The 14285-nt window shown below is 74.4% G+C and carries 11 protein-coding genes and 1 pseudogene; 7 read left to right on the top strand and 5 right to left on the bottom strand.

From position 1 onward, the window contains the following. Positions 1-12 precede the first annotated feature (12 nt). The 3 genes from ACI79Q_RS10515 to ACI79Q_RS10505 form a co-directional block, all read right to left on the bottom strand. Entirely contained in the window at positions 13-867 is an 855-nt protein-coding gene (locus ACI79Q_RS10515; RefSeq protein ID WP_456614664.1) for a MaoC family dehydratase, read from the bottom strand. Position 868: 1 nt separating this feature from the next. Further along, positions 869-2224, bottom strand: a complete 1356-nt coding sequence (locus ACI79Q_RS10510; RefSeq protein ID WP_456614663.1) for a 3-oxoacyl-ACP reductase — start codon at positions 2222-2224, stop codon at positions 869-871. 129 nt (positions 2225-2353) lie between these two features. Beyond that, positions 2354-3649 (bottom strand): acetyl-CoA C-acetyltransferase, encoded by a 1296-nt coding sequence (locus ACI79Q_RS10505; protein ID WP_456600223.1) that lies wholly within the window; start codon positions 3647-3649, stop codon positions 2354-2356. A gap of 60 nt (positions 3650-3709) precedes the next feature. Between ACI79Q_RS10505 and ACI79Q_RS10500 the strand changes: the two genes are divergently transcribed. Beyond that, entirely contained in the window at positions 3710-4447 is a 738-nt protein-coding gene (locus ACI79Q_RS10500; protein WP_456614662.1) for a TetR family transcriptional regulator, read from the top strand. Then, the gene (locus ACI79Q_RS10495; RefSeq protein ID WP_456614661.1) at positions 4444-6483 is read left to right on the top strand and encodes an acyl-CoA dehydrogenase family protein; all 2040 of its coding nucleotides are present in this window, start codon (positions 4444-4446) and stop codon (positions 6481-6483) included. Before ACI79Q_RS10500 ends, ACI79Q_RS10495 begins: the two co-directional genes overlap by 4 nt. Positions 6484-6582: 99 nt before the next feature. Here ACI79Q_RS10495 and ACI79Q_RS10490 read toward each other — a convergent pair whose 3' ends face one another. Further along, positions 6583-9330 (bottom strand): SpoIIE family protein phosphatase, encoded by a 2748-nt coding sequence (locus ACI79Q_RS10490; protein ID WP_456590594.1) that lies wholly within the window; start codon positions 9328-9330, stop codon positions 6583-6585. A gap of 178 nt (positions 9331-9508) precedes the next feature. Between ACI79Q_RS10490 and ACI79Q_RS10485 the strand changes: the two genes are divergently transcribed. The 4 genes and pseudogenes from ACI79Q_RS10485 (at position 9509) to ACI79Q_RS10470 (ending at position 12792) form a co-directional block, all read left to right on the top strand. Continuing rightward, complete coding sequence (locus tag ACI79Q_RS10485; protein WP_456590593.1) at positions 9509-10606, top strand: EAL domain-containing protein; 1098 nt, start codon at positions 9509-9511, stop codon at positions 10604-10606. A gap of 22 nt (positions 10607-10628) precedes the next feature. After that, positions 10629-10802 (top strand): DUF1059 domain-containing protein, encoded by a 174-nt coding sequence (locus tag ACI79Q_RS10480; protein ID WP_456590592.1) that lies wholly within the window; start codon positions 10629-10631, stop codon positions 10800-10802. Positions 10803-11107: 305 nt separating this feature from the next. Beyond that, positions 11108-11407: pseudogene (locus ACI79Q_RS10475) on the top strand (HU family DNA-binding protein); the annotation flags it as partial. 128 nt (positions 11408-11535) lie between these two features. Next, on the top strand, positions 11536-12792 hold the full coding sequence (locus tag ACI79Q_RS10470; protein ID WP_456590591.1) for a serine hydrolase domain-containing protein: 1257 nt from the start codon (positions 11536-11538) through the stop codon (positions 12790-12792). Positions 12793-12892: 100 nt separating this feature from the next. Here the strand turns inward: ACI79Q_RS10470 and ACI79Q_RS10465 are convergent, their stop codons facing one another. After that, the gene (locus ACI79Q_RS10465; RefSeq protein WP_456590590.1) at positions 12893-13354 is read right to left on the bottom strand and encodes a MaoC family dehydratase; all 462 of its coding nucleotides are present in this window, start codon (positions 13352-13354) and stop codon (positions 12893-12895) included. 69 nt (positions 13355-13423) lie between these two features. Between ACI79Q_RS10465 and folP the strand changes: the two genes are divergently transcribed. Then, positions 13424-14284: a dihydropteroate synthase gene (folP, locus tag ACI79Q_RS10460; RefSeq protein WP_456590589.1), complete on the top strand. Its 861-nt coding sequence runs from the start codon at positions 13424-13426 to the stop codon at positions 14282-14284. The last annotated feature ends 1 nt before the right edge of the window (position 14285 follow it).

The following is a 14285-nucleotide window of genomic DNA, read 5'->3' as shown; positions in this document are numbered from 1 at the left end:
AAGAGCCCCTGGTCAGCGCGGACGGATGGTCCCGACCAGGTGTTCGGTGCCGGACTTCGCGTTGCGGACGGCAGCATCCCAGCCGCCGTCGGCCTGCGCGGTGGCGAGGGTGACCGTCGAGGGCAGGAACAGCGGCTTGCGGAAGGCGACGTCGACGCCGAACGCCTCGGGCAGCCGGTTGCCCACCGCCGCCAGCACGCGGGCCTTCACCCACATGCCGTGCGCGATCGCCCGCTTGAAGCCGAACGCCTTCGCGGTGAGCCCCGAGAGGTGGATCGGGTTCACGTCGCCGGAGACCGTGGCGTACCGGCGGCCGGCGTCGGCCGGGACCCGCCAGGTGGCGACCGGGCGCTCCAGGTCCCCCACCGCTACCGTCACATCGCTTTCCGGTGCACCCTCGGGAGCGCTGGCTCCCCGCGCCAGGTACGTCGAGCGGCTCCGCCAGACCTCCTCGCCGCCGGCCGAGACCGACGCGCACAGGTCGACCGTCGCCCCGCGTGGATGGCGGGCGAACCGCTCCGCCCACACCCCGAGGTCGAGCGCCTCGGTGACGCCGACCGGCCGCAGCACGTCGATCCGGTTGCGCACGTGCACCAGCCCGGGCAGGGCGAGCGGGAACGCGCGGTCGGTCATCAGCGCCGTCTGCAGCGGGAAGGTGAGCACGTGCGGGTAGGTCGCCGGCAGCGAGTCCGTCAGCGGGAACCCGCAGACGCGCGCGTAGTCGGCGAGGTGCGCGCCGTCCACCGCCACCCCGGTGCGCGCCAGCCGGGTGTTCGGCAGCTCCCCGCCCCGGCCGCGCGCGGTGAGCGCCGCCTTCGCGAACAGCGCCGCCATGTTCGGCGGCCCGTCGAACTCCGTCGTCGCCACCTCAGGCCCCCAGCATCGACTGGCCGCAGACCCGCACGGTCTGCCCGTTGACCCCGGCGCTGGCCGGCTGCGACAGCCAGGCGATCGTCTCGGCGACGTCGACCGGCAGCCCGCCCTGCTGCAGCGAGTTGATCCGCGAGCCGATCTCCCGGGTGCCGAAGGGCATCTTCGCCGTCATCTCGGTGACGATGAAGCCCGGCGCGACGGCGTTGATCGTGGCGTTCCGGCCGGCGAACTCCGGCGCCCAGGCGCGCACCATGCCGATGACGCCGGCCTTGCTCGCCGCGTAGTTGGTCTGGCCACGGTTGCCCGCGATGCCCGACTGCGAGGAGACGCAGACGACGCGGGCGCCGGGCCTGAGCGCGGCCTCGGCGTCCAGCAGCGCCTGGGTGATGTCCAGCTGCGCCTGCAGGTTCACCGCCATCACCGAGTTCCAGCGCGCGGCGTCCATGTTGACCAGCAGCTTGTCGCGGGTGATCCCGGCGTTGTGCACGACGACGTCGACGCCGCCGTGCCGCGCGACGAGCTGCTGCACCAGCCGGGGGCCGGCGTCCTCGGCGGTGATGTCCAGCGCCACGGCCGTGCCGCCGATCTCGTTCGCGACCTTCGCCAGCTGCTCCCCCGCCGCCGGGACGTCGACGGCCACCACGTGGGCGCCGTCCCGGGAGAGCACCTTCGCGATCGCCGCGCCGATGCCACGCGCGGCGCCGGTGACGACGGCGACCTTGCCGGCCAGCGGCTTCTCCTCGTCGGGGTTGGCCGGGACGTCGGCCGGCGAGACGGTGAGCAGCTGCCCGTCGACGTAGGCCGAGCGGCCGGAGAGGAAGAACCGCAGCGGGCTCGCCAGCGACGCCTCGGCGCCCTCGGGAACGAACAGGGCGTTGGCCGTCGACCCGTTCAGCAGCTCCTTGCCGATGGAGCGGACCAGTCCGTCCACCGCCTGGCGGGCCGCCGCCTGCGCCGGGGAGCCGGCGTCCGACGGCGGGTCGGCCAGGACCAGCACCCGGCCGGAGGTGCGCAGCCGCTTGATCGCCGGGGCCAGGAAGTCGTGTGCGCTGGCCAGGTCGGCCGGCCCGGTCAGCCCCGTCGCGTCGAGGACGACCGCGCCGAGCTTCTCGCCGTCGGTGCCGCCGTCGGCGGTGACCGGCGACTGCACCGTCACCCCGGCGTCCCGGAGGACGGCGGTGACCGTGTCGCGCAGCCGGCCCTGGCCGGCGGAGCCGACCACCACCGGCCCCGGCAGCAGCGGCTGCCCGGGCTCGTAGCGGCGCAGCTCCGCCGGCCGCGGCAGGCCGAGCTGCTTGGTGATCGTGGTGCCGAAGCCGGAATTGGCGAAGTTCGTGTACCAGTCAGCCATTGTTCAGTGCCTCCAGGAAGGGGATCGGGAGCGCCTGCCCACCGCTGCGGCCACCCGAGCGGACGTGCAGCCGGGCCGTGGCGCGGCTGCACGTCCGGTCGTGCGGGTGGAGCCGGCGAGTGCGCGAGGTCAGGACTCGAGGATGGCGACGACGCCCTGGCCGCCGGCGGCGCAGATGGAGATCAGGCCACGCTTGCCGGGGCCCGCCTCGTGCAGCTGCTTGGCCAGCTGGGCGACGATCCGGCCGCCGGTCGCGGCGAACGGGTGCCCCGCCGCCAGGGACGAGCCGTTGACGTTGAGCTTGGTCCGGTCGATCGAGCCCAGCGGGGCGTCCAGGCCCAGCTTCTCCTTGCAGTAGGCCGGGTCCTCCCAGGCCTTCATCGTCGCGAGCACCGTCGAGGCGAACGCCTCGTGGATCTCGTAGAAGTCGAAGTCCTGCAGGGTCAGCCCGTTGCGGGCCAGCAGCACCGGGACGGCGTAGACCGGCGCCATGAGCAGCCCCTCGCCGCCGTGCACGTAGTCGACGGCGGCGGTCTGCGCGTCGACGAGGTGCGCCAGCACCGGCAGCCCCTTGGCGTCGGCCCACTCGTCGGAGGCCAGCAGCACGGCCGAGGCGCCGTCGGTGAGCGGGGTCGAGTTGCCCGCGGTCATCGTGGCGTCGGGGTCGCCCGTGCCGAACACCGGCTTGAGCTTCGCCAGCTTCTCGACGCTGGAGTCCGGGCGCAGGTTGTTGTCGCGGGCCAGCCCGAGGAACGGCGTCACCAGGTCGTCGAAGAACCCGCGGTCGTAGGCGGCGGCCATGAGCTGGTGCGAGCGGGCGGCGAGCTCGTCCTGCTCCTCGCGGCCGATCCCCCACTCCTTCGCGGTGATCGCGGCGTGGTCGCCCATCGCCAGGCCGGTGCGCGGCTCGGCGTTGCGCGGGATCTCCGGGGCGATCATGCCCGGGCGGATCCGGCCGAGGACCTTGAGCCGGTCCTGCCACGTCCTGGCGTTGTTCAGCGCGATGAGCACGCGGCGCAGGTCCTCGCTGACCGCGAGCGGGGCGTCGGAGGTGGTGTCGACGCCACCGGCGATGCCGGACTCGATCTGCCCCAGCGCGATCTTGTTGGCGACGAGGATCGCCGCCTCCAGCCCGGTGCCGCACGCCTGCTGCACGTCGTACGCCGGGGTGGTCGGCGAGAGCTTGGAGCCCAGCACCGACTCGCGGGTGAGGTTGAAGTCGCGGGCGTGCTTGAGGACGGCGCCGGCCACCACCTCGCCCACCGACTCGCCCTGCAGCCCGAAGCGGGCGACCAGCCCGTCGAGCGTGGCGGTGAGCATGTCCTGGTTCGACGCCTGCGCGTAGGCGGAGTTGGACCGCGCGAACGGGATCCGGTTGCCGCCGACGATCGCGGCCTTGCGGGTGGCCGGGTTCTGGGTAGCCATCGGGACCTCCGAAGTCGGTGGGACTGGCCGGTACCAACAGTACCCGGTACCGTGGGTTCCGTGAAACTCGAGGCCATGGGAGGGGGGGCGGTGGCACCGTCGTCGGGGGAGGCGGCCGCGGCCGTCCGGGACCGGCGCAGCTCGCGGTGGGACGAGCACCGCCGTGCCCGCCGCGCCGCACTGGTCGATGCCGCCGTCGCCGCGATCGGCCGGCACGGCGCGGGCGTCGGCATGGACGAGATCGCCGCCGAGGCCGGCACCAGCAAGACCGTCGTCTACCGGCACTTCGCCGACCGCACCGACCTGTACGTGGCCGTCTGCGCCCGGGTCGCCGAGCAACTGCTCCCCCGGCTGCGGGCGGCGATGGAGGACGCCGGGTCCCCGCGCGCGATGACCACCGCGGCCGTCGAGGCCTACCTCGCCTTCTGCGAGGCCGACCCCGAGCTGTACCGGTTCGTGGTCCACCTGCACCCGACCGACCGACCGGTCGATGCCGACCCCATCGACAACCTCTCCGACCTGGTGGGCGACGAGGCGGCCGGGCTGCTGCGCACCGCCCTGACCCGGGCCGGCCTCGACCCCGCACCCGCCGGACCGTGGGGGCACGGGCTGATCGGCCTGGTCCGCGCCGCCGCCGACTGGTGGCTGCGGGCCGACCGGCCGATGCCCCGGGCCGAACTGGCCGCCCACCTCACCGACCTGGCCTGGTCCGGGCTCACCGGCGTCATCCCGATGCCCGACCGCGGACCCGACCGACCCGCACCGACCGCACGACCGACGTCCCAGGAGGAACAGTGACGAGCACCCTGCCGACCACGGTCGACCCGGCCCACCTGCAGGAGGCCCTCGACGGCCGCTGGGCGCACGTGCGCCGCGACGCCCGCGAGAACCTGCACGACCCCGAGATGCTGCCGGTCTACGGCGAGTCGATGGCCGAGGCCCGGGAGCGGGTCACGCGCATGGCGGCGAAGCTGGCCGAGTCCGGCCGCGTGACCCTGGGCTTCCCCAAGGAGTTCGGCGGCGAGGCCGACGCCGGCGGCTCGGTCACCTCGATCGAGATGCTCGCCTTCGTCGACCTCTCGCTCATGGTCAAGGCCGGCGTCCAGTGGGGCCTGTTCGGCGGCGCCGTCCAGCTGCTCGGCACGCGCCGGCACCACGAGACCTACCTGCGCGACATCATGAGCTTCGACCTGCCCGGCTGCTTCGCGATGACCGAGACCGGGCACGGCTCCGACGTCCAGCAGCTGCGCACCACGTGCACATACGACCCGGCGACGCAGACGTTCGACCTGCACACCCCGCACGAGGCCGCGCGCAAGGACTACATCGGCAACGCCGCCAAGGACGGGCGGATGGCGGTCGTCTTCGCGCAACTGGTCACCCAGGGGAAGAACCACGGCGTGCACGCCTGGCTGGTGCCCATCCGCGACGAGGACGGCAACCCGATGCCCGGCGTCACCATCGGCGACGACGGCCCCAAGGCCGGGCTGCTCGGCGTCGACAACGGGCGGCTGACGTTCGACCACGTCACGGTGCCGCGCGACATGCTGCTCGACCGCTACGGCCAGGTCGCCGAGGACGGCACCTACACCTCCACCATCGAGAACGAGACCCGCCGCTTCTTCACGATGCTCGGCACGCTGGTGCGCGGCCGGGTCAGCGTGGGCGGCTCCGCCTCGGCGGCCACCAAGCTGGCCCTCGACATCGCCGTCCGGTACGGCAACACCCGCCGCCAGTTCGCCGCCCCCGGCGAGGAGCGCGAGGTCGTCATCAACGACTACCTGGTGCACCAGCGCAAGCTGCTGCCGGCGCTGGCGAAGACCTATGCGCTGCACTTCGCCCAGAACGAGCTGGTGAGCACCATGCACGACGTCCAGACGGCGGTGCACGAGCACGGCCAGGGGATCGACGAGCAGGCCCAGCGGGAGCTGGAGTCGCGCGCCGCCGGGCTCAAGGTGGCCCAGACCTGGCACGCCACCCGCACCATCCAGATGTGCCGCGAGGCGTGCGGCGGCGCGGGCTACCTGCAGGAGAACCGGCTCCCCCACCTCAAGGCCGACACCGACGTCTTCACCACGTTCGAGGGCGACAACACCGTCCTGCTGCAGCTGGTGGCCAAGGGTCTGCTGACCGGTTACCGGGACGCCTTCGGCTCGCTCGACGGCTGGGGCCGGGTCGGCTTCGTCGCCGACATGGTGCGCGAGACGGTGCTGGAGCGGACGGCGGCCCGCGCGCTCCTCCAGCGGCTGGTCGACGCCGTCCCCGGCCGGGACGACGAGGTGCCGATGCTCGACCGCGGCTGGCAGGCCAAGATGCTCGAGTTCCGCGAGAAGCACGCGCTCGAGGGCGCCATCCGGCGGCTGCGCAACAACTCCACCACCGAGGGCATGGCTCCGTTCGACGTCTTCAACGACGTCCAGGACCACGTGCTGAAGACCGCCGAGGCGCACATCGACCGGATCGTCCTGGAGGCGTTCGTCGAAGGTGTGGACCGCGTCAGCGACCCCGCGGCGAAGGCGCTGCTGGACACCCTGTGCGACCTCTACGCCCTCTCGACCATCGAGGCGGACAAGGGCTGGTTCCTGGAGCACGGGCAGCTCACCCCGGCCCGGGCCAAGGCGCTCACGGCCACGGTGAACGGTCTGCTCAAGCAGCTGCGGCCGCACCTGACCACGCTGGTCGACGCCTTCGCCATCCCGGCGGACTGGAAGGCCGCGGCGATCCTGGAGGAGGAGCCGGCCCGGCAGGAGGCGATGGCCGCCCGCGACGCCGAGCTGCGGGCGAGCACCCCCGCCGGGACGGCGACCGACCTGGACGTCCCGCCCGGCCAGTAAGAGGACCCCCGTGCTCCCCGGCCCTCGCAGGCTCGGGCCGGGGCCCTGCACGGGGGCCGCTCCAGCACGTCGCGACGAGCCGCCCCTCGCGGGCTCGGGTCAGCTCAGCCGGACGGCGAGGACGGCGACGTCGTCCTCCGCGTCGGGCAGGAACATGCGCTCGAGCACCCGGTCGCACAACTCGTCGAGGGGCAGCCCCTCGCACTCGCCGAGCACCTCCAGCAGCTGCTCGGTGCCCTCGTCGATGTCGCGGTCCCGCCGCTCGACCAGCCCGTCGGTGTAGAGCAGCACTGTGGCGCCCGACGCGAGGACGGCGACGTGGTCCTCCCGCGCCGTCTCCGGCGCCACGCCCAGCAGCAGGTCGGCCTGCTTGCCGTCGAGGAGGACGACGCTGCCGTCGGAGGCCAGCAGCACCGGCGGCGGGTGCCCCGCGTTGGCCCAGCGCAGCCGCATCCGGCCGGCCTCGTCGCCGGGCTCGGGCTCCAGCTGGGCCACCAGCGCGGTGGCCATCGTGTTCAGCGCCAGGCCGTGGACGGCCCGGTCGAGCTCGGTGAGCACCTCCGCCGGCGAGCCACCGCTGGAGTAGCTGATGCCGCGCAGCAGGCCGCGCACCTGGCCCATCGCGGCGGCCGCCCGGGTGTCGTGGCCGACGACGTCGCCGATCGCCAGCACGGTGGTGCCGCCGCGCTGCAGGAACGCGTCGTACCAGTCGCCGCCGATCTCGGCGCCCTCGGCGGCCGGCACGTACCGGACGACGATCTCGCAGTGCTCCGGCTGCGGCGGCTCGGTGAGCATGCTGCGCTGCAGGGCGTCGGCCAGGTCGCGCTGCTGCCCGTACAGCCGCGCCTGGTGGAGGGCCAGGCCCGCCCGCCGGCCGATCTCCACCGCGGTGTCCACCTCGGCCTCCCCGAGCGGGCCCCGGTGCTCAGCGGTGAACAGCCCGAGCGCGCCGAGCCCCTGCCCCCGCGCCACCAGCGGCACGACGACGGCGGAGGCGGCGCCCAGCCGGGCGAAGAGCTCCCGGGTGGCGGGGTCGGGCAGCGCGCGGGCGACGTGCTCGCCGTCGATGTCCGGCAGCACCATCGGGCGACCGGTGGCGGTCACCTGCCGCGCGGCCGACTCCTCGGTCATCTCCGCGACCATCGCCCGGACGTAGGCCTGGACCTCCTCGCGGCGCGCGGGGTCGCGGTGGCTGCTGGCCAGCCCGTGCAGCCGGCCCTGCTCGTCGGTGACCAGGATCCAGCACCAGTCGGCCAGGGCGGGCACGACCAGCGCGGCGAGCTGCCCGATCTGCTGGTCGATGTCCAGGGTGCCCGAGAGCACCCGGCCGGCGTCCGCGAGCAGCCGCAGCCGCTGGTTGGCCTGCGCCATCGCCGCGACCGCTGCACCGCGCTCGGCGTCGGCCTGCAGGCGCGAGACGCTCAGCGCGATCTGCGCGGCCAGCGCCTCGAGCACCTCGACGTCGTCGGCGGTGAACTCGTGCTCGGTGGTCCACGCCGCGAGGAAGGCCCCCAGGAGCCGCCCCTCGATGCGCAGCGGGATCGTCGCCAGCGCCCCCAGCCCGAGCAGCTCGACGACCGGCTCCAGCGCCGGGAACCGGGCAACCGCCTCGCCGGGGTCGCCGAGCAGCAACCGGCGCCCGTGCCGGGCCGCGTGCTGCGCGGGGAGCGCGTCGTCCATCGGGAGGACGACGCCGTCCTCGAGCCAGGCGTCCGGCGCGCCCTCCCGGACGGTGGCGACCATGTTGCCGGTCATGCGCAGCCGCAGCGGACCGCCCGACGAGTCGAAGACCGCCAGAGCGCTGGACTCCGCGCCCAGCACCTGCGCTCCGCGCAGCGCGATGTCGGCGAGCTGGTCCAGCCGGGCGGCGTTCGCCAGCTCGGCCGCCACCTCGGCGATGGCGGCGGCCCGCTGCACGGCGGTGAGCCGCCGCTGCGCCTGGCCGCGGGCCTCGGTGATGTCGACGGCCGTGCCGAGGACCCGCGCCGGTGCGCCGGTCGCGTCGGCGACCACGCGGCCGCGGGCGAGCACCCAGCGGGTGGCGCCGTCCTCGCGCAGCGCCCGGAACTCGATGGTGTAGTCGCTGCGTTCCTCGATCGCCACCCGCATGGCCTCGGCCATCGTGGCGTGGTCGTCGCGGTGCACGTGCGACTCGAGGACGTCGTCCAGCGAGTTCAGCTCCACCGCGGACTCCAGGCCGAACAGCGCCGCGCACCGGTCGTCCCAGTGGATCGTCCCGGTACGCAGGTCCCGTTCCCAGATGCCGACGGAGCTCGCCTCCAGCGCGACCTCGAGCCAGGCCCGCGAGGTGCCGACCGCCGACTGCGCCGCCGAGAGCTCCAGCTCGGCGACGACGGAGGCCGCCAGCTGCTCCAGCAGCTCGGCGGCGTCCTCGGACCAGCTCCGCGGCGCCGCGTCGTACACGGCCAGCGCGCCCACGACCTGCCCCGAGGCGGCCATCAACGGCGCGCCCAGGTAGGCCCCGACCTCGCCGGAGGCGACGGCGGGCAGATCCGCCACCCGCGGGTCCTCCGCGGCCGCCGCGACCTTCAGCGGCCGGCCCTGGCGAACCGTGATGGCCGAGAGGGCGCCGGTCGCCAGCGCCGGCCCCCCGACCACGCCGGCGGGCAGCCCGTACCCGCCGACGACGACGTCGTGGTCGGTGAAGAGGGTGACCTTCGCGTGGCCGGCGTCCACGAGCCGGGCCGCCAGCGCCGAGAGCCGGTCGAAGGCCGCGGGCCCCGGGACCTCCAGCAGCAGCCGGCGCGCCGCCGCCACGCGCAGCGGATCGGTGAGCGGGTCCGGCTCGACCTGCCCGTCCGGGACGGCGGAGCCTCTCGTGGCCACGCACCCTCCACCCGGCGTCCGCTGCCCCCGGGCCGGGGGCGTCCTCCGCACATGCTGGCACGGCTTCCCGACGGATCCGGACGGGTGTCCCCGCCGGCGGCGCGGCGCGTCTCCCCCCGCCGGGTGAGGGCGCATAGCTGCGGTCAAGGAGCGGAGCGCACCGGTCGATCCCCTGACCATGCTGGGCACGCGCACCATCGGTCTGCCGGACTGCCGTCCGCTGCTCGCCGACGCCGACGACCTGACTCTCGTGTTCCAGCCGATCGTCGACCTCGCCGCGGCGAGCATCGCCGGCTACGAGGCGCTGGCCCGCTTCCCCGGCGCGGCCGGGCCCGACGTCTGGTTCGCCGCCGCCACCGAGGCCGGGGTCGCTGCCGAGCTCGAGGCGCTGGCCATCCACAAGGCGCTCGCCGCGGTCGACGCGCTGCCCGCCAACACCTTCCTGACGGTGAACGTCAGCCCGCACCTGCTGGGCACCGACGTGATCCAGACCGCCCTGGCCACCCGGCCCGACCTGCACCGCGTCGTGGTGGAGCTGACCGAGCACACCCCCGTCGACGACCTGTCCACCCTGCGCCAGCAGACCGACGCCCTGCGGCAGCGCGGTGCGCTCATCGCCCTCGACGACGCCGGCAGCGGCTACTCGGGGCTGCAGCAGCTGGCCGCCGTCCGGCCGCAGCTGGTGAAGCTCGACCGTGCCCTCGTCTCCGACGTCGACGGCGACCCGGTGCGCATGGCGCTGGTCGAGATGATCGGCGAGTTCGCCGGGCGCATCGACGCCTGGCTGCTGGCCGAGGGCGTGGAGACCCCCGCGGAACTCGCCGCCGTCACCCGCCTCGGCGTGCCGCTGGCCCAGGGCTGGCTGCTCGGCCGCCCGGCCCCGGAGTTCCGGCCACTGGACCCCGAGATCGCCCGGCTGGTGCGCGCCCACGTGGCACGCGCGCGGCTGACCGACAGCGTCGCCAGCCTGCTGCGCCCGGTGCGCCAGTACGTGCTCGGCGAGGACGTGCCCGCCACCCCGCCGGCCGTCGTGGTGGGGCCGCACGGCGAGCCCGCGGCGCTGCTGCTCTGCGACCCGCGGACCGGTGAGGTGCACACCGCGCCGGTCTCGCTGCGGGTGCACCCCTCGACCGACATCGGCGACGCGCTGCGCCGGGCGCTCACCCGACCGCCCGCCCACCGCTTCGACCCCGTCGTCTGCACGGACCCGACCGGCCACGTGCTCGGGCTGCTGCGGATCGAGGACCTGGCCTCCAGCGCCAGGTCCGATCGCTGACCCCACCAGAGGAGAGACCCCCATGAAGCGTTTCGCCTGCGGCGACGTCATCCCCGGCTGCGACGCCACGTTCACCGCGGCCGACGAGGACGGCATCTTCGCCCAGGCGGTGCCCCACGGCGCCGCCGCGCACGGCATCCACGAGGTCGGCCCCGAGCTGGTCGCGTCGGTCCGCTCGCACATCGTCGACGTCTGAGGGAGCTCCTCCGCCGGCGCGCTCCCGCGGGCCCCGGGCGCGCCCCCGGGGCCTGCCGCCCCGGCGCGTCGCCCGGCCCACGGAGGGGCGTTACCGCTGTGACCGGCGGGTCTGCTGCGGGGTTTCGCGGTACCCCCCACTGGCCAGGACAGCAGGCGGCATGACACCGTGCTGCCGGCCCGGACTCCCGCGAGACGGGCCGGCCGCACCCCGCGACGAGCGCGGGTGCGGGAACCCCGGCGGCGCGCCGCGCGTCCGGGAGGGAAGACCCGGCTGAGTGCCGAGCACACGGCACCGCCACCGCCTACGAGAGGAAACACATGAACAAGGCCGAACTGGTCTCCGCCATCGCCAAGCGCGCCGACGTCCCGGCCTCGACCGTCGACTCGGTCCTCGCCGGCCTGCAGGACGAGCTGGTCGACGCCATCACCCGTGGCGAGAAGGTCGCCGTCTCCGGGCTGATCACCGTCGAGCGGACCCAGCGTTCCGCCCGCACCGGCCGCAACCCGCAGACCGGTGAGTCGATCGACATCCCCGCGGCCAACACCGTCAAGGTGACCGCCGGCTCGAACCTCAAGAAGGCCGCGAGCTCCGTCCCGGTCTGATCGCAGGTCGCGCCCGCAGCCGGGCGGACGCCGAGACCCCCGTGTGTCCCGGCTCACAACGGCGTGAGTCAGGATGCCGGTCGAGGCGTCGCCCGGCGGCGGACGGCGCCCGGGACCCGGAGGTGCGCGTGAGCGACGAACTGCAGGTGGTCACCGACCCGGCCGAGGTGGGCATGGACCCCGCCCGGTTGGGACGCCTGGACGGCCGGCTGGCCCGCTACGTCGAGGACGGCCAGCTGCCCGGCTTCCTGGTGACGGTCGCCCGGCACGGGAAGCTGGTGCACGTCGGGCGCTACGGCTCCCGCGACGTGGAGAACGGCCTCCCCGTCGAGCTGGACACCCGGTGGCGGATCTTCTCGATGACGAAGCCGGTCACCTCGGTGGCGGCGATGATGCTGTACGAGGAAGGCGCCTTCCAGCTCACCGACCCGATCTCGCGGTGGCTGCCCGAGTTCGCCGAGACCCGGGTCTACGTCGCCGGGTCGGCGATGAAGCCGGTGACCGCCCCGCAGGTGGAGCCGATCCGGATCTGGCACCTGCTGACCCACATGTCGGGGCTCACCTACGGCTTCCACCACGCCCACCCCGTGGACGCGATGTACCGCACGATGGGGCACGAGTGGGGCACCCCGCCGGGCGCGGACTCCGCCGAGGTCTGCCGGCAGTGGGCCTCGGTGCCCCTGGTGTTCCAGCCCGGCAGCGAGTGGAACTACGGCGTCTCCACCGACGTCCTGGGCAGGCTGGTCGAGGTCGTCTCCGGGCAACCGCTGGACGAGTTCTTCGCTTCTCGCATCTTCGGGCCGCTCGGCATGGCCCAGACGTCGTTCGGGCTGCGCCCCGAGGACGACCCCGACACCCTGGCCCGGCTCTACGCCGCCACCCCCGGGCAGCCGGGTGGCGCGCCCACGGGCTTCGCCCCGCTCGACGCCATGGGGCAGGCGGCGCTGAGCAAGCCCGCGTTCCTCTCCGGCGGCGGCGGGCTGGTCTCCACCGCCGGGGACTACCTGCGGTTCGCGGAGATGCTGCGCCGCGGTGGCGCCTACGACGGCGGCCGGCTGCTCGGCCCGCGCACGCTCGCGCACATGGTGCGCAACCACATCCCCGGCGGCCAGGACCTGGAGAGCTTCGGCCGTCCGCTCTTCGCCGAGACCCCGCTGCGCGGGGTGGGCTTCGGTCTCGGGGTCTCGATGGTGATCGACCCGACGCGCTACGGCGTCGTCTCGAACATCGGCGACTACAGCTGGGGCGGGGCGGCGTCCACGGCGTTCTACGTGGACCCGGTCGAGGACATCACCGTCGGCTTCTACACGCAGCTGCTGCCCTCGAGCACCCTGCCGATCCGCAACTACCTGCGCCAGCTCGTCAACCAGGCCCTCGTCGACTGAGGAAGGACCCCGTCCTCCTCACGCCTCGCACGCTCGGCGCGAGCCTCTGGACGGGGCCGCCCCGCGGGGACTTCCGGGTGCAGGAAGTCCCCGCGGGGTCTCAGAGGTAGCGGCGGTAGACGACGGTGGCGACCATCGCCGGCTTGCTGCCGCCCTCGACCTCCATGGTCACGGCGAGGTTCATCTGGATGCCGCCCTCGAACGGCGTCGCCGCCTCGAGCGTGGCACCGGCCCGCACCCGTGCGCCCACGGGCACCGGGGAGGGGAAGCGCACCTTCTCCGTGCCGTAGTTCACGCCCATGCGGAACCCGCCGATCTCCACGATCTGCGGCATCAGGGACGGCAGCAGCGACAGCGTCAGGTAGCCGTGCGCGATCGGCCCGCCGAACGGGCTCTCCTTCTTCGCCCGCTCCGGGTCGACGTGGATCCACTGGTGGTCGCCGGTCGCCTCGGCGAACTGGTTCACCTGCTCCTGGGTGATCGTCACCCAGTCGCTGTGGCCCAGGTGCTGCCCGACCAGGCCCTGGACCCCCTCGACGCCGTGCGCCGTCGTCTGCGCCATCTGTCTGCCTCCTCGTGGACGGTCTGGTTGGCTGACTCCACCACACACCACGATCGGACGGGGAGCGGGTTGCTGCGACTGGGGGCCCTCGAGGTGCCGGACGGCGCGTTCGCGGTCATGGCGATCGTGAACCGCACCCCCGACTCGTTCTACGACCGCGGCGCCACCTACGAGCTGGCCGCGGCGGTGGAGCGCGTCGACCGGGTGGTCGCCGAGGGTGCGGACATGGTGGACGTCGGCGGGGTGAAGGCCGCGCCCGGCGAGGAGGTCTCCCCCGCCGAGGAGGTGCGCCGGACCGTCGACCTCGTGGCCGCCATCCGCGCGGCACACCCGGCGCTGCCGATCTCGATCGACACCTGGCGGGCGGAGGTCGCCCGGGAGGCGCTGGCCGCCGGCGCGGACATCGTGAACGACGCCTGGGGCGGGGTCGACCCGGAGCTCGCGGCGGTGGCGGCCGAGGCGGGCGCGGGGATCGTGTGCACCCACGCCGGCGGGCTGCCGCCGCGCACGCGGCCGCACCGGATCGCCTACGCCGACGTGGTCGCCGACATCGTCGCTCGGACCACGGCCCTGGCCGAGGCGGCGGTCGCGGCGGGGGTGGCGCGGGAGCGGGTGCTGGTCGACCCGGGGCACGACTTCGGCAAGAACACCCGGCACTCGCTGGAGGCCACCCGCCGGCTGGGCGAGCTCGTGGCCACCGGCTGGCCGGTCCTCGTGGCGCTGTCGAACAAGGACTTCGTCGGCGAGACCCTCGACGTCCCCGTCGGGGAACGGCTCACCGGCACGCTCGCGGCGACCGCGGTGAGCGCCTGGCTGGGGGCGCGGGTGTTCCGCGCCCACGACGTCGCCGCGACCCGCCAGACGCTGGACATGGTGGCGTCCATCCAGGGCACCCGCCCGCCGCTCCGCACCGTCCGCGGCCTCGCCTGAT

The sequence above is a fragment of the Blastococcus sp. SYSU DS0828 genome (assembly GCF_054050975.1).
The sequence above is the reverse complement of the archived record's forward strand: the minus strand, read 5'-3'. Positions and strand labels throughout refer to the sequence as shown.

Coding starts and splice junctions, on each gene's coding strand:
- ACI79Q_RS10505 (WP_456600223.1), bottom strand. CDS start 3,649: ATGGCTACCCAGAACCCGGCCACCCGCAAGGCCGCGATCGTCGGCGGC.
- ACI79Q_RS10480 (WP_456590592.1), top strand. CDS start 10,629: ATGAAGCGTTTCGCCTGCGGCGACGTCATCCCCGGCTGCGACGCCACG.
- ACI79Q_RS10465 (WP_456590590.1), bottom strand. CDS start 13,354: ATGGCGCAGACGACGGCGCACGGCGTCGAGGGGGTCCAGGGCCTGGTC.
- ACI79Q_RS10510 (WP_456614663.1), bottom strand. CDS start 2,224: ATGGCTGACTGGTACACGAACTTCGCCAATTCCGGCTTCGGCACCACG.
- ACI79Q_RS10485 (WP_456590593.1), top strand. CDS start 9,509: ATGCTGGGCACGCGCACCATCGGTCTGCCGGACTGCCGTCCGCTGCTC.